Here is a 19,907-nt window from a genome sequence, read left to right on the forward strand (position 1 = left end):
TTGATCTGGGTCAACATGGGTTCACATCAACCTTCTGTCGCTTGAATCTTCCAGAATCCACCCCATCTATAAGGGTATCTGGCAGGTTTCTTCATTCAGGATGTGTTTATCGCGAGCACACTCGCTCGCACATAGCTCCGGCCTGCTCAAAAGGAAGGTGACTAATGCGTATTGATCGTTTAACCAGCAAATTACAGTTGGCACTGTCTGACTCGCAATCCTTGGCGGTGGGCCTCGACCACCCGGCCATCGAGCCTGCGCACTTGATGCAGGCGCTCCTGGAACAGCAAGGTGGTTCTATCAAGCCCTTGCTGATGCAGGTGGGGTTCGACGTCAACAGCCTGCGCAAGGAGTTGAGCAAAGAGCTCGACCAATTGCCGAAAATCCAAAACCCGACCGGCGACGTGAACATGTCGCAGGATCTGGCGCGCCTGCTTAACCAGGCAGACCGTCTGGCCCAGCAGAAGGGTGACCAGTTCATCTCCAGTGAGCTGGTGCTGCTCGCCGCCATGGACGAGAACAGCAAGCTCGGCAAGTTGTTGCTGGGCCAGGGCGTAAGCAAGAAAGCCCTGGAAAACGCCATCAACAACCTGCGTGGCGGCGACGCGGTGAATGACCCCAATCATGAGGAGTCGCGCCAGGCCCTGGATAAATACACCGTCGACCTGACCAAGCGCGCCGAAGAGGGCAAGCTTGACCCGGTGATCGGGCGTGACGATGAAATCCGTCGCACCATCCAGGTGCTGCAGCGTCGTACCAAGAACAACCCGGTGCTGATCGGTGAGCCTGGCGTGGGTAAGACCGCGATCGCCGAAGGCCTGGCCCAGCGCATCATCAATGGTGAAGTGCCGGACGGCCTCAAGGGCAAGCGCCTGCTGTCCCTGGACATGGGCTCCCTGATCGCCGGTGCCAAGTTCCGCGGTGAGTTCGAAGAACGCCTGAAATCCCTGCTCAACGAGCTGTCGAAGCAGGAAGGGCAGATCATTCTGTTCATCGACGAACTGCACACCATGGTGGGCGCCGGTAAAGGCGAGGGTTCCATGGACGCTGGCAATATGCTCAAGCCCGCTTTGGCGCGGGGTGAGTTGCACTGCGTCGGTGCTACAACGCTCAACGAGTACCGCCAGTACATTGAGAAGGACGCGGCCCTTGAACGTCGCTTCCAGAAAGTGCTGGTAGAAGAGCCGAGCGAAGAAGACACCATTGCGATCCTGCGTGGCTTGAAAGAGCGCTACGAGGTCCACCATAAAGTGGCGATCACCGACGGCGCGATCATCGCGGCGGCCAAATTGAGCCATCGCTATATCACTGACCGTCAGTTGCCCGACAAGGCCATTGACCTGATCGACGAAGCGGCCAGCCGTATCCGCATGGAAATCGACTCCAAGCCGGAAGTGCTCGACCGTCTCGATCGACGCCTGATTCAACTGAAAGTTGAGTCCCAGGCCCTGAAGAAAGAAGAAGACGACGCGGCGAAGAAACGCCTGGAAAAACTCCAGGAAGAAATCGTCCGTCTGGAGCGCGAGTATTCGGACCTGGAAGAAATCTGGACGTCGGAAAAAGCCGAAGTGCAGGGATCGGCACAGATCCAGCAGAAGATCGAGCAGTCGCGCCAGGAACTGGAAGCTGCACGCCGTAAAGGCGACCTGAACCGCATGGCCGAGTTGCAGTATGGGGTGATCCCGGACCTGGAGCGCAGCCTGCAGATGGTCGACCAGCACGGCAAGCCTGAGAACCAACTGCTGCGCAGTAAGGTGACCGAGGAAGAAATTGCCGAAGTCGTCTCGAAGTGGACCGGTATCCCCGTGTCGAAAATGCTCGAAGGCGAGCGCGACAAGCTGCTGAAGATGGAGCACTTGCTGCACCAGCGTGTGATTGGCCAGGAAGAGGCCGTGGTGGCGGTGTCCAATGCGGTGCGGCGTTCGCGGGCCGGTTTGTCCGACCCGAACCGTCCGAGTGGCTCGTTCATGTTCCTCGGCCCGACCGGCGTGGGTAAGACCGAGCTGTGCAAGGCCTTGGCCGAGTTCCTCTTCGATACTGAAGAGGCCATGGTGCGCATCGATATGTCCGAGTTCATGGAGAAGCACTCTGTGGCTCGCTTGATCGGCGCGCCACCAGGCTACGTGGGCTACGAGGAGGGCGGTTACCTGACCGAAGCCGTACGGCGTAAGCCTTATTCGGTGATCCTGCTGGACGAGGTCGAGAAGGCGCACCCGGATGTGTTCAACATCTTGCTGCAGGTCCTCGAGGACGGCCGTCTGACCGACAGTCACGGACGTACCGTGGACTTTCGCAACACGGTCATCGTGATGACCTCCAACCTGGGCTCGGCGCAGATCCAGGAGCTGGTAGGTGATCGTGAGGCCCAGCGTGCTGCGGTGATGGATGCGTTGACCTCGCACTTCCGCCCGGAATTCATCAACCGGGTCGATGAAGTGGTGATCTTCGAGCCTCTGGCGCGGGATCAGATCGCGGGTATCACCGAGATCCAGTTGGGCCGCCTGCGCAGTCGTCTGGCTGAGCGTGAGCTGGATCTGGAGCTGAGCAGCGAGGCGTTGGACAAGCTGATCGCGGTGGGTTACGACCCCGTCTATGGCGCACGGCCGTTGAAGCGTGCGATCCAGCGCTGGATCGAGAACCCGCTGGCCCAGTTGATCCTGTCGGGCAGCTTTATGCCAGGCACCAGCGTCACGGCGACTGTGGAAAACGACGAAATCGTCTTCCACTGAGCCCAGCCTGTTGGCTCATGAGAGAAGGCCCCGCACTGCGGGGCCTTTTTTTTCGATAGGGCGTTGAACTGTAAGGCAAAGGCTTGTAAAGTGCGCCCCGCAGCAACGTCAGCCCACGGGTTTCTTCTCCCCAAGAAGAAATCAGAAAGAAGCGCAAATCATTGTCTTAAAAGCAATTTAAAGGGTTGACAGGGGTTTTTAAGATTGTAGAATAGCGCGCCTCAGACACATGAACGTAGCGATACGGACAGGTTGAAGAGAAGGTAACACGCAGTAAAAGTTGTACTTTGAAATATGCAGTTCCGTGATAGCTCAGTCGGTAGAGCAAATGACTGTTAATCATTGGGTCCCAGGTTCGAGTCCTGGTCACGGAGCCAATTTCAAACCGGGGTATAGCGCAGTCCGGTAGCGCGCCTGCTTTGGGAGCAGGATGTCGGGAGTTCGAATCCCCCTACCCCGACCATATTTGGGTCGTTAGCTCAGTTGGTAGAGCAGTTGGCTTTTAACCAATTGGTCGTAGGTTCGAATCCCACACGACCCACCATTTTTGAGACCAGTTAACGCTGGAATCGAATCTTAAGATCAGAGGCCAAAAGCACTGATCGAAGAAGGCGACTGATAGGTCGCCTTTTTTTTACCGGGGTATAGCGCAGTCCGGTAGCGCGCCTGCTTTGGGAGCAGGATGTCAGGAGTTCGAATCCCCTTACCCCGACCATATTAAAAATCCTCGTATCGAAAGATACGGGGATTTTTTTTGCCTGCTGAAAAGATCAGGTGCGGCGCAAAAAAATGTGGGAGCGGGCTTGCCTGCGATAGCTGGGCCTCAGTCAATACACGTATTGCTGAGCCACCGCTATCGCGGGCAAGCCCGCTCCCACAAGGGTTTGCGTTATTAATGCAATTTCAGGCGCGGCTCGGTCCCACGGCCAATCTTGCTCCCCAGCATCAGCATCGCCGTGCGGAAGAACCCATACAGCGCCATCTGGTGCATGCGGTACAGCGACACATAGAACATGCGCGCCAGCCAGCCTTCCAGCATCACGCTACCGGTGAGGTTGCCCATCAAGTTACCCACCGCCGAGAACCGTGACAGCGAAATCAGCGAGCCGTAGTCGGTGTACTTGTAGCTCGGCAGGTCCTTGCCCTCGATGCGCAGTTTCAGCGACTTGGCCAGCAACGATGCTTGCTGGTGGGCTGCCTGGGCCCGTGGGGGGACGTTGCGGTCGGTGCCCGGTTGCGGGCAGGCGGCGCAGTCACCAAAGGCGAAGATATTCTCGTCGCGGGTGGTTTGCAGGGTCGGCAGCACCTGCAGTTGATTGATGCGGTTGGTTTCCAGGCCATCGATGTCCTTGAGGAAGCCAGGTGCCCGAATGCCGGCCGCCCAGACCTTGAGGCTGGCCGGGATAACCTGGCCGCTGCTGGTGATCAGCGCATCGGCAGTCACTTCGCTCACTGCCGAGTTGGTCAGTACCGTCACCCCAAGCTTCTCCAGGGTTTTATGCACAGGTACGCCAATACGCTCGGGCAGGGCAGGCAGTACCCGTGGGCCGGCCTCGATCAGGGTGATGTGCATGTTTTCCGGCTTGATGCGGTCCAGGCCATAGGCGGCCAGTTCGTGGGCAGCGTTATGCAGCTCGGCCGCCAACTCGACCCCTGTGGCCCCCGCGCCGACGATGGCGACGCTGATTTTTTCCACCACATCGGTCTGCCCGGCGTGGGCGCGCAGGTAGTGGTTGAGCAACTGCTGGTGGAAGCGCTCGGCCTGCTTGCGGGTGTCGAGGAACAGGCAGTGCTGCGCGGCACCCTCGGTGCCGAAATCGTTGGTGGTACTGCCGACCGCGATCACCAGGCTGTCATAGCCCAGCACGCGCGCGGGCACCAGCTCGCGACCTTCTTCGTCGAGGGTGGCGGCCAGCTGGATTTTCTTCTGTTCACGGTCAAGCCCACTCATGCGCCCCAGTTGGAACTCGAAGTGGTTCCATTTGGCCTGGGCGACATAATTGAGTTCGTCTTCCGAAGAGTTCAGCGAACCGGCCGCCACTTCGTGCAGCAAGGGCTTCCAGATATGGGTCAGGTTCGCGTCCACCAGAGTGATGCTGGCGGTGCCGCGCTTGCCCAGAGTCTTACCCAGGCGGGTAGCCAACTCCAGGCCGCCGGCGCCGCCGCCGACGATAATAATACGATGGGTCATGGGGATATCTCGCAAGGCTAAAAGAAATCGGAGCAGTCACCCCCGCGAGCGCCAGGCAGCTCATAGCGTCAGGTAACTCAAAAGTCGGCTCAGCAAGCCAAGGCCGATCACCACTACCAGCACCACACCAAGGAGCAGCCACGGCCGGAAAGGCTTGCGCTCGACTCGGTTCTGGGAGAGTTGCAGGTACTCTTCGACATGCTGTTGGTCATCGGGGTTCAGGCGGCTGGTCATAAAGGCCTCGTCAGGTAGACGTTGCAAAAGGGCGCCACGTTACAGTCCGGGGGCTCAGAGGCTGATGCCCACGTCGAACACTATGCTGCGGCCCAGGTTGTTGCGCAAGAAATCCGGGGCGTCCGGGTGGGCGAACAACACCCGTGCAAAGGTCGGCCCCACCAGTGACAACGAGCGCCAGCCCTGGCGCAGGTATTCCGTCGGCGGCGGGAAGTGGCTATTGAGGTCGAGCACTTCACGCTTGAGGCTGGTGAAGGCGACGATATCCAGCTCCCCCAGGTCCATCCCGCGTTCCTTGTAGTTATGGGCCTTCTTGCGCAGCGTGGGCGCCAGGCGCAGTAAAAACTCATGGGCCGGGATGCGTCGCGGCTTGGCCTCGCGCCGTACCAGTTGGCTCAGGGAGAAGGCGCTGCGTCGGCGCAGCAACTCGTCGCGCCACTCGTCATTCAGGCGGCGACCCTCGTCCAGCACGAAAAACACCTCGAAGCTGGCATCGCGAAACAGCACGTCCGGCGGCTCTTGACCGGCGGCGTGGAATTCTTCGGCACGGTAGGGCACGTTCAAGCCTTGCAGCAGGCGCTGGCAGACCCAACGCTCACGCTCCCATTTGCGGGCATTGGACAAGAATGCGTTGGCTTGTTCGGCCGCTACGGTGAGCAGGCGCAAGTAATCTGAGTCATCCATAGCTAGCAGCTTAGCGCCCAAATGATGACCGCAGGAAGTCCCGCTGCAAAAGGTCGGTGTAGACTGGACACTCGAGCGTCCAACCGGGTGAGAGGAGTGTGCAGTGAAGTTTCTAGCCGTGGTTTTATTGGGGCTGTTGCCCGTGTGGGCCCAGGCCATTGAAGTGGGCGAACGCCTGGCCCCTTGGACCTTGTTGGATCAATTTGACCAGGCTTACACCTTGGATAACCAGGCGCAGGTCTTGCTGGTTGCGCGCAGCATGGACGCCGCCAAGCAGGTGGATGCGGCGCTGCAGGGCCAACCCAAAGGCTATCTCGAGGCGCGACACGCCGTGTTTGTCGCTGATATCCAGCGCATGCCGCGCCTGATCGCCAAGCTGTTTGCCGTGCCGGCCATGCAGTCCTACAGCTACCGGGTCATGCTGGACCGTGATGCACGCATCGCGCCGCGTTATCCGGGGGCTGTGGATAAAGTGCTGTGGCTGCAACTGGATAACGGCAAGCTGGTCGCCCAGCACGAATACAGCTCGGCTGCAGATCTGCGCCAGGCCCTGGAGCAGGTGAAGCCGTGATCAGTGCGGCCGTGTTGGCGCCGGCAACCCTCGGCATCGGCTGGCTGCTCTATGCACCTGTAGTGGTGTGGGCCCTCCTGCGTTCACCCTGGGTCGAGCTATTCGCCGACCGGCGGCGCCAGCACTTACTGTTCGGCACCGTGTTTGCGTTGTTCATGCTGTGGCTCGTGCGGCGGGATTTTGATACGGGGGTGTCCTACCACTTCATTGGCATGACCGCCGTGACCCTGCTGCTGGATTGGCCACTCGCAATGGTCGGCGGCTTTGCCGCCCAGGTGGGCTTGATGCTGTTGGGGCGCCAGGACCTCGCGGCCCTGGGTATCAACGGCCTGCTGCTGATCGTGCTGCCGGTGCTGGTCACCGAAGCCTGCGCGTTGCTGGTCGAACGCGCGCAACCGCGCAATCCCTTCGTGTATATCTTCTGCTCCGGATTTTTCGCGGCGGCGCTGTCGGCCTTGCTCTGTCTGTTGGCCGGGCTGGGGCTTCTGTGGTTCGACGGCCGTTTCGCCATGCCGGAATGGCTGGAGGATTTCGTCGGCTACCTGTGGCTGATCATCTTTCCCGAAGCGTTCATCAACGGCATGGTGATCAGCGCGCTGGTGGTGTTTTGCCCAGAATGGCTGGAGACCTTCAACCGTACTCGCTACTTGTCGGCCCCCTGGAAGGACGACGATTCACAGCGTTGACCCAGATCAAATCCCACCCGGCCAAGCAGGCCCATGCTCTGCGAAATTTTTCCAGGCAAGTCGGGAGCACGGATCATGAGTGTGTATGAGTGGGCACGGCAGGAGTTGCGCAGAAGCCAGGACGCAGCACAGGAAATCGGTTTCGACCCCGGCCTGACCCTGCGCGCCATGCTCAGCGCGGTGGTGCAGCAGAGCAAGGGTGTGCGCAGCTTCGAAGACCTGGCCGACGAGTTGCAATACCTTGCAGAGAACCTCGACGACCAGCAGGAATACGCCTTTATGCGCCCTTAGTGGCGCTGCGGCAGGTCTTCGGAAAACAGCTCGTCTTCTGCGTCCGGGGCCACGGGAATCTTGTGTTCTTCAGCGGCCCAGGCGCCCAGGTCGATGAGTTTGCAGCGGTCCGAGCAGAACGGCCGGTTGAGGTTGGTCGCTTTCCATTCCACGGGGGCACCGCAGGTTGGGCAATCGACGGTCAAGGGTTGGCTCATGATCGGCCTCCACGCAAAGTAAGGTAAAAGTGATGCAGTCGTTCGACCTCGCTGTGCAGCCAGGCGAGGTCCCGGTCGTTGACCAGCACGTCATCGGCATGGTTCAGGCGATCTTCCCGGCTGGACTGGGCCTTGAGAATCGCGTGTACCTGCTGTTCGTTGATGCCATCGCGCTGCAGGGTACGCTGAATCTGCAGCGATTGCGGCACGTCGATCACCAGGATGCGCTGGGTCATGCTGTACTGGCCTGATTCGATCAGCAGCGGCGACACCAATATCGCGTAGGGTGACTTCGCGCGCGCCAGGTGGCTGCGAATTTCTTCGCCAATCAGTGGGTGCAGCAAGGCTTCGAGCCAGCGGCGCTCTTCGGGCACTTCAAAGATCAGCTTGCGCAATGCGCCGCGGTCCAGCTGGCCGTCAGGCTGCAGCACGCTGGCACCAAAGTGCTCGGCAATACTCGCCAGTGCCGGCCGACCAGGCTCGACCACCCAGCGGGCGGCGTGGTCGGCGTCCACCAGGTCGATACCCAGGTCGATGAAGTGCTGGGCCGCCGCGCTTTTACCGCTGCCGATGCCGCCGGTGAGGCCAAGAATCCAGGGTGTTGCAACAGAAGTGGTCATCTGAAACCGACAGACTGCAAATAGAAGTCGGTTATTTGACCACCCCAGAGCAATGCAATCCAGCCGGCAATCGCCAGATACGGACCAAATGGCATCGGTGCCGATGCCTGGGCCTTGCGCAGGCGCATCAGGATCAAGCCCACGAACACACCTACCAGCGACGACATCAACAGCGTCATCGGCAGGATCTGCCAGCCGCCCCAGGCACCGAGCAGCGCCAGCAGCTTGAAGTCACCATGGCCCATGCCGTCCTTGCCGGTAACCAGCTTGAACAGCCAGAACACGCTCCACAGGCTCATGTACCCGATCACCGCGCCCCACAGGGCATCGGGCAGTGTCGTCAGCAGTCCGAACCCGTTGACGATCAGCCCCAGCCACAGCAGCGGCATCACCAGCACATCCGGCAACAGTTGGTGATCGGCATCGATCAGGCTCATCGCCAACAACCCCCAACTCAGTACCAGCACCGCGCCCGCTGGCCAGCCAAAGCCGAAATGCCAGGCAACCCAGGCCGAGATCAACCCGCACGCCAGTTCAGTGAGCGGATAACGGACGCTGATTGCCTTTTGGCATTGGGCGCAGCGGCCTCGCAGAAACAGGTAGCTGAGCAGTGGGATGTTTTCCCTCGGGCGTATCGGATGGTTGCACTGCGGGCAGCAGGAGTTGGGGTGCATCAGGTTGTAGGTCGGGCCGGCAGGTTCAGCGGGCAAGCCGAGTACTTCGTGGGCCTGCGCACGCCATTCCCGTTCGAGCATCTTTGGCAGGCGCCACACCAGTACGTTGAGAAAACTGCCGACGATCAGTCCCAGCACTGACGCCAGCGCAATAAATGCCCAGGGGTGGCCAGCCAGCAGCAGGCTCAAAATGCGCTCCCCAACTGGAATACCGGTAAATACATCGCGACCACCAGTGCGCCGACGATCCCTCCCAGTACCACCATAATCAGCGGCTCCATAAGGTTGGTGAGGTTATCGACCACGTTATCCACATCGGCCTCGTAATGGCTGGCGACCTTTTCCAGCATGCTGTCCAGCGTGCCTGATTCTTCGCCGATGGCTGTCATCTGGATCGCCATGCGGGGAAACAGGCCGCTGGCGACCATGGATTGATTCAATTGCATGCCCGTCGCTACGTCGCGTCGCATATGTTCGATTGCCTGTCTGAACGGCCCTGAACCGGCGGCCCCGGCCACCGAGTCCAGCGCCTGCACCAACGGAACGCCGGCGGCAAACGTGGTGGAAAGCGTGCGGGCGTAGCGGGCCACGGCGGATTTGCTCAGCAGTTTGCCTGCCAGGGGCGTTTTCAACAAACAGCTGTCCAGCCAGGCACGAACATCGGCGAAGGTACGGTAGGCGTGGCGCAACCCCAAGCCTGCCGCAAGAATGCCCAGCGCGATGATCCACCAGGCTTTCTGCATGAATTCGGAAAGGGCGATCACCTGCAATGTGAAGCCAGGCAGCTTGCCGTCGACGCCGGCGAACAGCGTCTGGAACTGTGGCACGACGTGGACCAGCAGCACGCCGGTGACGAGACTGGCGACCACCAGCACGGTGATCGGATAGGTCATGGCTTTTTTGATCCTGGCCTTTAGCTGTTCGCTCTTCTCTCGGTGGATTGCCACGCGTTCCAGCAAGGTTTCAAGGGCTCCGGCCTGTTCGCCGGCGGCTACCAGGTTGCAGTACAGCGCGTCGAAATAATGAGGTTGCTTGCGCAGCGCCTCGGCAAGGCTGGTGCCGGCGGCAATCGCCTGTTTCAACCCTTGCACCAGCTTACGCATGGGCCGGTTGTCGAAACCTTCACCGATGACGTCGAAGGCTTGCAGGAGAGGAATCCCGGCCTTGAGCAGCGTAGCCAGTTGGCGCGTGAACAGGGTGATGTCCGCCGGCTTGATCGAGGGTACGAAGCTCGGCAGCACTGGGGATTTCTTGCGCACATGCCCAGGGCTGATGCCCTGTTGGCGTAACTGAACCTTGACCCTTGCAACGCTGTGCCCGGTGGTCTGCCCGGACACCCTGCGTCCTTTGCGGTTGATGCCTTCCCAGGCGTAGAGCGTTGAAGCGTTGTCCATGTCACGGTTCCGCACAGAGGTCGTCGAAGATTTATAGCTTAGTCAGGTGACGGATCCGGACTGGCCGGCAGTGCCGGATAAAATGTCAGAATGTGCGTCTTGTGCGCGATTGACCGCTTGCGGATGAGTACACTGGCGCCGCTGCACAACGCGGGGCGCAGGATGCGCCTTGTCATGAGTTCTATCCTGGAGAGTGAATGTGATACGTCAAAAAGGTTTTACCCTGATCGAGCTGTTGATCGTCGTGGCAATCATCGGCATTTTGGCCACCATTGGCCTGCCCATGTACACCACCCACCAGGCCAAGGCCAAGTTCACCGCCGGCCTGGCAGAGATCTCCGCCTTGAAGGCCGGGTACGAGGACACCCTCAACCAGGGCACCGTGCCCACCCTTGCATTGATTGGCGGTACCAGCCCGACAGCCAACTGCAAGATCGAGGTGACGGGGGATGTTGCCACGGGCACGGGCGCTATCCGTTGCGAACTGCTCGACGCACCGGCACCGGTGCTGGGCAAGACCATCAGCCTGACGCGCAGCGCCACCACCGGTTGGAAATGCACCACCACCGCTGAGGCCAACTATGTCGCCAAAGGCTGCGGCGCCGACGGCGCATAAGGGCTAAACCATCCACAGGGAAGTTGAGGTGGCCGATGGCGATATCTTTAGAGCAACGCGGCAGTATTTTTCTGGTAGCAGTGGTATGCCTGCTGATCATCGGGATATGTGCACCGTTCGGTGGGCATGATTTACAGCGGGTCATGCAGGTCACCATCGGGGTCTGTGCGGTGTTGTATGGGCTGTCATTCAGCCGTGCTGAACAGCTGGTAGACCGGCCCACCGCACTTGGCCTGGCGTTGGTCGTTGCGCTGGGCCTGGTGTCGTCAATGCTGGCCCGCCAGCCGCTCTGGGCGCTTGTCGAAGTGGCCGTGTTCGTCAGCTGTGGGGCGATCGCCATGGCGTTTGCCTTGCTGCGTCGTCAGGGGGGCGAGCCGCTGGATCGCGCCTTGATACTGGTGGTGGTGCTGCTATGCCTGATCAAGTCGATTCAATACCTGCATGCGGGCGCGCTCGCGTTTACCAGTGCCGCACGGACACTGGACCCTGACGTGCTGCTGTCTGGCTTTTCCAACAAGCGTTTCTATGGCCAGTTCCAGACGTTCACCCTGCCGCTGCTGGCGCTTCCCTTATTGATCCCGGCACTCTCCCGCTCATTAAAGGGTGCCGTGTTTGTGTTGTTGTGCGTGTGGTGGATGATCGCAATTGGAGGCGGCACGCGTGGCACCTGGCTGGGCATGGGCGCGGCGGGCGTCGTGGTGTCGGTGCTGGGGCCGTGGGGCCGGCGCTGGCTGGGTTGGCAGCTGGCCGCAGTGCTGGGTGGCCTGTTGCTGTATTGGCTGTTGTTTACGGTGCTGGCGGATTACCTGGGGATCCAGATCCTCAATGACGCCCGTGATCGCCTCACCACGAGCCTGTCGGGGCGCGGTCCGATCTGGTGGCAGGCGTGGCATATGCTTGTCGAGCGACCGTGGCTGGGTTTCGGGCCTATGCATTTTGCCGATATCGCCAATGAAATTGCCGCACACCCGCACCAGGCCATCCTGCAATGGGCCAGTGAATGGGGTGTGCCCTCGGCGTTGTGCGTTGCGGTTCTGGCATGGCGAGGCGGGTGGGCCACCTTCGGCTTACTGCGTAAACGTGGGCAGTGCGCCGAGCGTGCCGACCTGATGCGGCTCTGCCTGTTTGCGGCGTTGGTCGGTGCGTTGGTGCAGTCGATGGTCGATGGCGTGATAGTGATGCCCAACTCTCAAGTCTGGTTGGCGCTGGTGGTCGGCTGGTTGATGGCATTGCATGTGTGGCGAGCCCCATTGGCCGCCGAGCTGCCGTTGGCCTGGCGGGCCTGGAAAATCTTGAGTGTGCTGGCCGTTGGTCTGCTGATCGTGATCGCCGCGCGCGATGTGCCTCACATCAAGCAAGCCCAGCAGCAGTACCTGGACAGCCATGGCGGCTGGCTGCAGCCACGCTTCTGGGCGCAGGGCGTCATTGCTCGCTGACGCCGGCAAGTTGCTGGACGCTCGATGCGGTGCTAGCTTTAGCCCACCGCCCGTGTAGCTCAGCCGGTAGAGCAGCGCACTCGTAACGCGAAGGTCGCAGGTTCGATTCCTGTCTCGGGCACAAAGGCAACAAAGGCGTCACCGTTTTAAAGGCACTGTTTTCAGATGATCCCAGAATGGTTCTGAAGGCCAGACGAGCCGGCATTCGAGCCTGCTCTTTTGTATCTGCGCAACCTTGATGACCCAGATGCATCCCCATTCCTCGATCTAAGAGAACAACATGACCACGACTGAAATGACCCAGGAAGTTCGGCACCAAGCAGCCCTCGAAAAATACCTCGAGGAATCGCCGCAGCTTAGAGAAGAGATCAAGGACCTGAGCGCCGATGATCAGCGCGATCAGATTCAGTGGGCATTCGAGGACGAGGCCGAGAGCCAGGGCTACCAGCCCTGGGAGCTGACCCTCAAATACACCTCGACACCGGAAGAATTCGAAGCGGCACGGCTGGCCTTGCACAAAGAGGCGGCCGAGGTGCTGGGTGTCGAATGGGAAGAGTATTGCGAGATGAATGACTTGGTCGTTTAAAAGCAGCCGCAAGTTTCAAGCTGCAAGCTGTTATCCAGCCTTCTTGCAGCTTGAAGCTTACCGCTTGCAATGCCTTAGATACTAAGGCGCATCGACAAGTCTACCGCCTTCACATCCTTGGTCATCGCGCCAATGGAGATGTAATCCACACCCGTCTCGGCAATGGGCAGCAGGGTGCTTTCATTGATCCCGCCGCTGGCCTCCAGCTTGGCCTTGCCGCCGTTGAGGCGCACGGCTTCACGCATATCCTCCAGGCTCAACTCATCGAGCATGATGATGTCGGCGCCTGCCGCCAGGGCTGCGCGCAGCTCCTCCAGGCTTTCCACCTCGATTTCCACCGGCTTGCCGGGCGCGATCTTGTGGGCAGCGGTGATCGCCTCGGCAATGCCACCGCAGGCGGCGATATGGTTTTCCTTGATCAGGAACGCGTCATACAAACCGATACGGTGGTTGTGGCAGCCGCCGCAGGTGACTGCGTACTTTTGTGCCAGGCGCAGGCCCGGCAGGGTCTTGCGGGTATCCAGCAGCTTGACCTGGGTGCTGGCGACAAAGTCCGCCAAAAATTGGGCGCGGGTGGCGACCCCGGAGAGCAATTGCAGGAAGTTCAGTGCACAGCGTTCGCCGCTGAGCAGCGAACGTGCCGGGCCTTCGAGGTGGAACAGTACCTGGTTGGGGCTGACACGCTCACCATCGGCCACCTGCCAATGCACGGCAACCCTCGGGTCTAGCTGGCGAAACACCGCATCCACCCAGGCTGTACCGGCGATAACCGCCGCGTCGCGGGTAATGATCGTGGCCGTCGCCAGCCGCTCGGCCGGGATCAACTGCGCAGTGATGTCGCCGCTGCCAATGTCTTCCAGCAGTGCGCGGCGCACGTTGGCTTCGATTTCGGCGGTGAGGTCGGCAAGACGGAGATTCGGCATAACAGGCTCCACATACAAAGTGCCTCGATTATAGGGGCAGTGTGCGTTCGAACCCAGGCTCACCACTCATTTACCGCGCATTGGCAGAGTTTGCTGGCGCAACCCCCCTCATATGCAAGATAATCTGGCGCCTTGCAATTGGCGTCATAGCTTTGACGTTCTGGTGATAACCGGTTATCCCTGGTTCCCGACGGGACCCTTACCCGATCTTTCCCCACCCAATACCGCCGTTTCAGGAGGCCAGGATGCACAATGACGGAAAGGTGGTGCCAATCAACAAGGCACACGCTACGCCATCGCCGCTCGCCCGACTGCCGGTGGTGTTGCTGCAGGTCCGCGACAAGGCGGCGCAACAGTTGCAACAAGGTCTTCAGGACCTGTTCGATAACGCCGACGACACATTGTTCGAGATGGCCGACAAGGCGCGCAATAACCGCGATCACCATATTTTCTTCGAAGCCATGCGCGACCTGCGCCTCAAGCGCAAGAATTTCGAACGCGTGTTCATGGAGCGTCTTTTCGAAGCCTTTGCCGGCCTGGGCCAGGCAGGGCGAGGAGAGTTGCAACTGGTACCGGTGGTCTCCTATGACGCGGTGCCGGGTTCCTCCAGGGATAATCTGGAAAAAGCCGTCGCGCTCGAGGCCATGCTGGAGCGGGTGCGGCACCGTGACGGTCTGGCGCTGGGGCAGCTCACGGCGCGTTTGAGCGTTTTGCTCGGCAACCGCCTGGATGATCGTGAGAACCCCCTAGGGCCTGCGCTGCTGTGTGAGTTTTTCTTGCGGGCGGGACGCAGCCTGGGCGTGGAGATCCGCGTCAAACTGATCATGCTCAAACTGTTTGAAAAATACGTGCTCAGCGATGCCGACCAACTCTACGGCGAAGCCAACCAGCTGTTGGTCGCAACGGGTGTATTACCTGAGCTCAAGGCCATACCGTCGCGCCGCCCTGATGGGCGTGCGGACCGTGAACATCCACAAGAAGACAGTTCGCCGGCCGCCGACCAGCCCGCCGACGAAAATGGCCAGGAAGCTTTCGCCGCGCTGCAGCCGTTGCTCACAGGGGTGCGTGGCAGCGTGGCGCCGACACTTGAGGCCAGCGCCGAGCCGCTGCCCATTTCCACCCGAGATCTGCTGCGCCTGCTCTCCCATTTGCAGCAGTACGTGCCGGAGCCGGAGGTAGAAGATGATTTCGACCTGCGTAGCCAGCTAGGACAGTTGCTGACCCGTGTCAGCGTCAAGAGTGGCAAGTCACGGGTGGTGGAAGAGGCGGACGAAGACGTGATCAATCTGGTCGCGCTGATGTTCGAGTTCATCCTCAACGACCGCGCCGTGCCTGATGCCTTCAAGGCCTTGATCGGTCGCTTGCAGATCCCGATGCTGAAAGTAGCGTTGCTGGACAAGAGCTTTTTCAGCCGTGCCAGCCACCCGGCGCGGCGCCTGCTCAATGAAATCGCAGCCGCAGCCTTGGGCAACAGCCCCTGTGAGGACTACGCGCGCGATCACCTCTACCTGCGCATCGAGCAGGTCGTGCAGCGCCTGCTCAACGAGTTTGTCGAAGATGCGTCGATTTTTTCCCAGTTGCTTGCCGAGTTCAGTGCCTTTACCGCCGATGAGCGCCGACGCAGTGACTTGCTTGAACAACACACCCGTGACGCCGAAGCCGGGCGCGTGCGCACCGAAGCCGCCCGCCAGCACGTGGCCGATGTTCTGAATAAACGGCTGTTGGGCAAGGTCCTGCCACGTCCGGTCGTGCAGTTCCTGCAGCAGGCGTGGAGCCAGGTGCTGTTGCTGGCCAGCCTCAAGCACGGCGAACAATCCGTACAGTGGCAAGCGGGGCTGCGCACCATGGACGAGTTGATCTGGAGCGTCGGCCTGCAGCAAGACACCGAAGCCGGGCGCCATTTGCTGGAGCAACTGCCGGGCTTGCTCAAGGCCCTGCGCGACGGCTTGACCAGCGCCGCGTTCGACCCCTTCAGTACGCGCGAATTCTTTGTGCGTCTGCAGGCCCTGCATGTCCAGGCACCGGGAGGCGTCGATGAGTTGATCGAAGTGCGTGAGCCGTTTGTGTTGAGTGCGTTACCCGACCCCGTCACCGACCTGCCGGACAACGACCCCGACCTGCTCAAGGCTCGCCAACTCAAGGTCGGCAGCTGGATGGTGTTCCAGGAAGACGAAGCCAGGACGCTGAGATGCAAGTTGACGGCGATCATGGCACCGGCCAACACCTATGTCTTCATCAGTCGCACGGGGCTCAAGGTGCTGGAGAAGAGCGCCGGCCAACTGGCCTTGGCATTCAAGCGTGGCGCGCTGCATACCCTGGATGATGGCCCTTTGTTCGAGCGCGCGCTGGCCGCCGTCGTGGGCAAGCTGCGTCAACTCAATCACGGCAAGTGATCGCAACCGGAGGGTCGAACGCGGCATACTGGTCACACGTTGTCTCGTTCAAGGAACCTGTATGCAGTTGGACCCCACCAGCGGTTGGTGCCAGGGCATTCGTCATTGCCCTTCGCCCAACTTCAACGAGCGCCCCGCAGGCGAAATCTCACTGTTGGTGGTGCATAACATCAGCCTGCCACCGGCGCAGTTCGGTACGGGCAAAGTGCAGGAGTTTTTCCAGAATCGCCTGGATGTCACGGAACATCCCTACTTTGAGGGGATAGCTGACCTACGAGTGTCTGCGCATTTTCTGATTGAGCGTGATGGCGCGGTGACGCAGTTTGTGTCCTGCCTCGACCGGGCCTGGCACGCCGGGGTCTCGCAGTTCGAGGGGCGGGACACCTGCAATGACTTTTCCCTGGGGGTGGAGCTGGAAGGGACCGATGATCAAGCGTTCACCGATGCCCAATACGCCTCGCTGATCGACCTGACCCGCCAGTTGCTGGCAGCTTACCCAGGCATCACTGCCCAGCGCATTTGTGGTCACAGCGATATCGCTCCGGGACGCAAGACTGATCCCGGCCCCGCTTTTGATTGGGCGCGCTTTCGCAGCGCCTTGCAGGATGGAGGACACGCACGATGAGTTTCCTGGTGTTGGTGCTGGCGGTTTGGATCGAGAAGTTCTCGGCCTTGCGCCAGCGGTTGCAGCGTGACGGCGGTTGGCTGCGTGAACTGGCCAAGCTGGAATCGAGCCCACGCATGGGTAAGCAGCCTTGGCTGGTTCTGACGTTGCTGGTGTTATTGCCGGTGGCCTTGCTGGCGTTGTTGTTGCTGGTGCTGGAACCCGTGGCCTACGGACTGTTGGCGCTGCCGGTGCACCTGCTGATCGTCATCTACAGCCTGGGTCGCGGTGATCTGCTCGCCGGGCTCGGTCCGTTTCGCGATGCCTGGCGGCGTGGCGACCTGCAGGCTGCCGAACATGTGGCCGAGCGCGACCTGAGCCTGAGCGCCGACAGTGGCGAACAATTGCTCGAGCGTGTCCAAGGCCATCTGTTGTGGCAGGCCTACCAGAGCTTTTTCGCGGTGATTTTCTGGTACTTCCTGCTGGGCCCGGTTGCCGCCCTGGCCTATCGCCTGCTGGCGCTGGCGAGTGAGCACAGCAACAACCCCCTGGTGGCCGAACGTGCCGGGCAACTGCGCCACGCCTTCGACTGGTTGCCGGTACGCCTGCTGGCGGCCAGTTTTGCGTTGGTGGGCAACTTCGTCGCGGTGGGGCGCGTGATGCTGCACGAACTGCTGAACTGGGACATCAGCGCTGCCCAACTGGTGGAAAAGGTCGGCTTGGTCGCCGCCGAAATCCCGCAGCCGGCGGTAGGCCCCGACGGCATCAACAGCCTGGACCGGATTTGGGAACTGCTGCTACGTGCGGCGGTGCTGTGGTATGCCGGCTTCGCCATCTGGACCGTGTTGCCCTGACGGCGAGCACGGTCAGGAAATGTGGGAGCGGCTTGCTCCCACAATTGTTTTTGCCGTGTCTTTCCTGTCGTTAACCTTAAGTTACAAAACTCCCTTTCAAATTGAGCTATACAGATGCTGGCTAACTGCCGCCCTGCGCCTCAATAAAAATAAAAGAAAGGGAGTTCACCTGTGAAGAGCTTGCTCTATCCGGCTGTCGCGCTGATGAATCGCCTGAGTTTTGGCATGAAGTTCAGCTTGATCAGCGTGTTGTTCCTGCTGCCCATGCTGGCGACCAACTATTACCTGGTGCGTGATTCGTGGCGTGAATTCCAGGGCACCCGTGTGGAACTGCAAAGCCTCGACTTGCTCGGCAGCAGCCTGGCCCTGCGCCGCGACCTGGAAACCCTTAACAACCAAGTGCAGATCAACGCCACCCTTGGCCAGTCCGGCAAGGCCGGTGACCTTGAGGGCAAGATCGGCACCTTGGAGCAAAGCGTGCTGGGCCGTCTGCAAAGCCTCAATGCCATGACCACCGAGCCTGAGCAAATCGCCGCTTTTGACAGTAAGCGTGATGAGTTGATTGCGGCTTTCAAGGCCCAGCAACAGGAAACATCATTGCTGAGCAAGAGTGCACTGATCGGCAAGTTGCTCAACAAGGCGCAGATGCTCAGCCAGATCATTGCCAGCCAATCCGGCTTGAGCCGTGATCCCCAGAGCGACCTGCGCCAGCTCAGCGAGCTGGTCACCAGCGTGACTCCGCAAATCACCCAGGCCCTTGGCGAAGGGCGGGCAATGGGCGCGTATTCCCTGGGCCAAGGTTTTCTCAATTCGTCATCCAGTACGCGTTTTGACGAGCTGCTGCAGCAGTTGGAAAAACTCCAGGCCGAATATGGCCTGAAGTTGCAGGATGCCCTGGGCGCCAGCAACGCCGCCCACACCGCACTCGATAGCCTGGCCAAGGCCAGCAATGCCAGCCTCAAGCAAGGCAGCGAGTTGTTTGAAGAGCAAGTGGTGGTGGCCGAAACCCTCGACGCGCCCTGGCAGGGGTTCTACGACAGCGTCAGCCAGTTGATGGCCCGGACCTACCAGCTTGATGAAGCCACCCTCGCGTTCCTCGGCCAGCAGTTGGAGCAACGCCTGGCACAGAACCGCACGCACATGGTGGTACTGGTCTCGGCCCTGACGGCGGTGTTCCTGCTGATCTTCTATCTGTACGCAGGTTTCTACGCGTCCACGCGCACCACACTGCGACGCCTGGGGGCGACGATGGACAAGGTGGCGGCCGGTGACATGACGGTCACTTTTGTTGCACATAGCCGCGACGAGTTGGGTGACCTCGGCCAGGTGTTCAACGGTACCGTGGCGAAGATCCATGACCTGATCGAGCGCGTCGGGCATACCGTCAGCCAGGTTGAACTCCAGGCCGGCCAGGTGGAAACGGTCTCGGCCCGGAGCAACCAGGCGGTGTCGGGCCAACGTAGCCAGATCGAGCAGGTGGCGACGGCCATGAACCAGATGTCGTCCACCGCCCAGGAAGTCGCGCGCAGCGCGGCGGCAGCGGTCAACAGTGCCCACAGCGTCAACGATGAAACCGTCAGCGGGCGCGGCCTGGTGCAGTCCCAGCAGGGCAGCATCGCGCGGCTGGCGTCGGAGATCGACCAGTCGGTGCGGGTGATCAACCAACTGGCGACTGACAGCCAGTCCATCAGCAGCGTATTGGAAGTGATCAAGAGTATCGCCGAGCAAACCAACCTGCTGGCCCTCAATGCCGCCATCGAAGCAGCGCGGGCCGGTGAACAGGGCCGTGGTTTTGCGGTGGTGGCCGACGAGGTACGCACCCTGGCGCGACGCACACAGCATTCCACAGAAGAAATCGAACAGATGATCAGTCGCTTGCAGGGCGGTGTGGCGGCGGCAGTCAAGGCCATGGGCAGCAGTCATGAAATGGCGAATGGCACCGTGGGCCAGTCGGAAAAGGTCCAGCAGGCCCTAGAAAATATCCTCGGTGCCGTGGGCATGATCGTTGATCAGAACCAGCAGATCGCCGCTGCCGTAGAGCAACAGACCGCCGTCGCCCACGATATCGACCAGAACATCGTTGCAATCAATCGTGCCGGCGAACATGCCGCTGAAGGCGCACATCAGACCGAGGCCGCGAGCCGGCAGTTATCCATGCAGGTGATCGCGTTGAAGCAATTGATCGGTGCGTTTCGTGTGTAAGTAATGGGCGTAGGAACGGTCG

The 19,907-nt window shown here is 60.5% G+C and carries 19 protein-coding genes and 5 tRNA genes; 16 read left to right on the top strand and 8 right to left on the bottom strand.

Features of this window, described 5'->3' with window-relative positions; translation table 11 throughout:
- Positions 1-164 precede the first annotated feature (164 nt).
- The 5 genes from clpB (at position 165) to ATH90_RS04165 (ending at position 3,444) form a co-directional block, all read left to right on the top strand.
- Positions 165-2,729 carry an ATP-dependent chaperone ClpB gene (clpB, locus tag ATH90_RS04145; RefSeq protein WP_034102084.1) on the top strand — a complete coding sequence of 855 codons (2,565 nt, stop codon included), beginning with the start codon at positions 165-167 and terminating at the stop codon, positions 2,727-2,729.
- A gap of 301 nt (positions 2,730-3,030) precedes the next feature.
- A tRNA-Asn gene (locus ATH90_RS04150) sits at positions 3,031-3,106 on the top strand.
- Between the two features lie 9 nt (positions 3,107-3,115).
- Positions 3,116-3,192, top strand: a tRNA-Pro gene (locus ATH90_RS04155).
- A 5-nt stretch (positions 3,193-3,197) separates the two neighbouring features.
- Positions 3,198-3,273, top strand: a tRNA-Lys gene (locus tag ATH90_RS04160).
- A 94-nt stretch (positions 3,274-3,367) separates the two neighbouring features.
- Positions 3,368-3,444, top strand: a tRNA-Pro gene (locus ATH90_RS04165).
- A 177-nt stretch (positions 3,445-3,621) separates the two neighbouring features.
- Here ATH90_RS04165 and ATH90_RS04170 read toward each other — a convergent pair.
- The 3 genes from ATH90_RS04170 to ATH90_RS04180 are packed head-to-tail and all read right to left on the bottom strand — an operon-like array spanning position 3,622 to position 5,838.
- Positions 3,622-4,920, bottom strand: coding sequence for an NAD(P)/FAD-dependent oxidoreductase (locus tag ATH90_RS04170; protein WP_034102086.1), 1,299 nt, complete (start codon positions 4,918-4,920; stop codon positions 3,622-3,624).
- Positions 4,921-4,980: 60 nt separating this feature from the next.
- Positions 4,981-5,154, bottom strand: coding sequence for a DUF3094 family protein (locus tag ATH90_RS04175; protein WP_016976295.1), 174 nt, complete (start codon positions 5,152-5,154; stop codon positions 4,981-4,983).
- Between the two features lie 54 nt (positions 5,155-5,208).
- Complete coding sequence (locus tag ATH90_RS04180) at positions 5,209-5,838, bottom strand: DUF1780 domain-containing protein (RefSeq protein ID WP_010213242.1); 630 nt, start codon at positions 5,836-5,838, stop codon at positions 5,209-5,211.
- A gap of 103 nt (positions 5,839-5,941) precedes the next feature.
- Here ATH90_RS04180 and ATH90_RS04185 point away from each other — a divergent pair, with 103 nt between their 5' ends.
- The 3 genes from ATH90_RS04185 (at position 5,942) to ATH90_RS04195 (ending at position 7,386) form a co-directional block, all read left to right on the top strand.
- Positions 5,942-6,409: an FAD/FMN-containing dehydrogenase gene (locus ATH90_RS04185; RefSeq protein WP_098465762.1), complete on the top strand. Its 468-nt coding sequence runs from the start codon at positions 5,942-5,944 to the stop codon at positions 6,407-6,409.
- Positions 6,406-7,095 carry an energy-coupling factor ABC transporter permease gene (locus tag ATH90_RS04190; RefSeq protein WP_098465763.1) on the top strand — a complete coding sequence of 230 codons (690 nt, stop codon included), beginning with the start codon at positions 6,406-6,408 and terminating at the stop codon, positions 7,093-7,095. The genes ATH90_RS04185 and ATH90_RS04190 overlap by 4 nt, the downstream gene beginning before the upstream one ends.
- A gap of 75 nt (positions 7,096-7,170) precedes the next feature.
- Positions 7,171-7,386: a hypothetical protein gene (locus ATH90_RS04195; protein WP_003171680.1), complete on the top strand. Its 216-nt coding sequence runs from the start codon at positions 7,171-7,173 to the stop codon at positions 7,384-7,386.
- On the opposite strand, the gene yacG is transcribed toward ATH90_RS04195, so the two are convergent.
- Genes yacG through ATH90_RS04215 form a run of 4 tightly spaced genes read right to left on the bottom strand, consistent with a single transcriptional unit; the run spans position 7,383 to position 10,271 of the window.
- The gene (gene yacG, locus ATH90_RS04200; RefSeq protein ID WP_034102092.1) at positions 7,383-7,583 is read right to left on the bottom strand and encodes a DNA gyrase inhibitor YacG; all 201 of its coding nucleotides are present in this window, start codon (positions 7,581-7,583) and stop codon (positions 7,383-7,385) included. The genes ATH90_RS04195 and yacG overlap by 4 nt on opposite strands.
- Positions 7,580-8,203, bottom strand: a complete 624-nt coding sequence (gene coaE, locus ATH90_RS04205; protein WP_069021704.1) for a dephospho-CoA kinase — start codon at positions 8,201-8,203, stop codon at positions 7,580-7,582. Before coaE ends, yacG begins: the two co-directional genes overlap by 4 nt.
- Positions 8,200-9,066 (bottom strand): prepilin peptidase, encoded by an 867-nt coding sequence (locus tag ATH90_RS04210; protein ID WP_098465764.1) that lies wholly within the window; start codon positions 9,064-9,066, stop codon positions 8,200-8,202. The genes coaE and ATH90_RS04210 overlap by 4 nt, the downstream gene beginning before the upstream one ends.
- Positions 9,063-10,271: a type II secretion system F family protein gene (locus ATH90_RS04215; RefSeq protein ID WP_098465765.1), complete on the bottom strand. Its 1,209-nt coding sequence runs from the start codon at positions 10,269-10,271 to the stop codon at positions 9,063-9,065. Before ATH90_RS04215 ends, ATH90_RS04210 begins: the two co-directional genes overlap by 4 nt.
- Positions 10,272-10,473: 202 nt before the next feature.
- Between ATH90_RS04215 and ATH90_RS04220 the strand changes: the two genes are divergently transcribed.
- From ATH90_RS04220 to ATH90_RS04235, 4 genes are all read left to right on the top strand, one after another.
- Positions 10,474-10,887: a pilin gene (locus ATH90_RS04220; protein ID WP_034102485.1), complete on the top strand. Its 414-nt coding sequence runs from the start codon at positions 10,474-10,476 to the stop codon at positions 10,885-10,887.
- A 35-nt stretch (positions 10,888-10,922) separates the two neighbouring features.
- The gene (locus tag ATH90_RS04225) at positions 10,923-12,323 is read left to right on the top strand and encodes an O-antigen ligase family protein (RefSeq protein ID WP_098465766.1); all 1,401 of its coding nucleotides are present in this window, start codon (positions 10,923-10,925) and stop codon (positions 12,321-12,323) included.
- Positions 12,324-12,371: 48 nt separating this feature from the next.
- A tRNA-Thr gene (locus ATH90_RS04230) sits at positions 12,372-12,444 on the top strand.
- Between the two features lie 159 nt (positions 12,445-12,603).
- A complete protein-coding gene (locus tag ATH90_RS04235) occupies positions 12,604-12,909 on the top strand; it encodes a DUF6388 family protein (protein WP_034102101.1) in 306 nt (101 codons plus the stop codon).
- Between the two features lie 74 nt (positions 12,910-12,983).
- Here the strand turns inward: ATH90_RS04235 and nadC are convergent, their stop codons facing one another.
- Complete coding sequence (gene nadC, locus ATH90_RS04240; protein ID WP_034102102.1) at positions 12,984-13,832, bottom strand: carboxylating nicotinate-nucleotide diphosphorylase; 849 nt, start codon at positions 13,830-13,832, stop codon at positions 12,984-12,986.
- A 245-nt stretch (positions 13,833-14,077) separates the two neighbouring features.
- On the opposite strand from nadC, the gene ATH90_RS04245 reads away from it, so the two are divergent.
- The 4 genes from ATH90_RS04245 to ATH90_RS29845 all read left to right on the top strand — a co-directional run bounded on the left by ATH90_RS04245 (position 14,078) and on the right by ATH90_RS29845 (position 19,885).
- A complete protein-coding gene (locus ATH90_RS04245) occupies positions 14,078-16,225 on the top strand; it encodes a DUF1631 domain-containing protein (RefSeq protein ID WP_034102103.1) in 2,148 nt (715 codons plus the stop codon).
- 61 nt (positions 16,226-16,286) lie between these two features.
- Complete coding sequence (gene ampD / locus ATH90_RS04250; RefSeq protein WP_034102104.1) at positions 16,287-16,850, top strand: 1,6-anhydro-N-acetylmuramyl-L-alanine amidase AmpD; 564 nt, start codon at positions 16,287-16,289, stop codon at positions 16,848-16,850.
- Positions 16,847-17,683, top strand: a complete 837-nt coding sequence (gene ampE / locus ATH90_RS04255; RefSeq protein WP_098465767.1) for a regulatory signaling modulator protein AmpE — start codon at positions 16,847-16,849, stop codon at positions 17,681-17,683. The genes ampD and ampE overlap by 4 nt, the downstream gene beginning before the upstream one ends.
- A 1,497-nt stretch (positions 17,684-19,180) precedes the next feature.
- Positions 19,181-19,885, top strand: coding sequence for a methyl-accepting chemotaxis protein (locus tag ATH90_RS29845; protein WP_397457480.1), 705 nt, complete (start codon positions 19,181-19,183; stop codon positions 19,883-19,885).
- Positions 19,886-19,907: the final 22 nt, after the last annotated feature.

This window comes from Pseudomonas lurida, assembly GCF_002563895.1.
GTDB classification, from domain to species: domain Bacteria; phylum Pseudomonadota; class Gammaproteobacteria; order Pseudomonadales; family Pseudomonadaceae; genus Aquipseudomonas; species Aquipseudomonas lurida.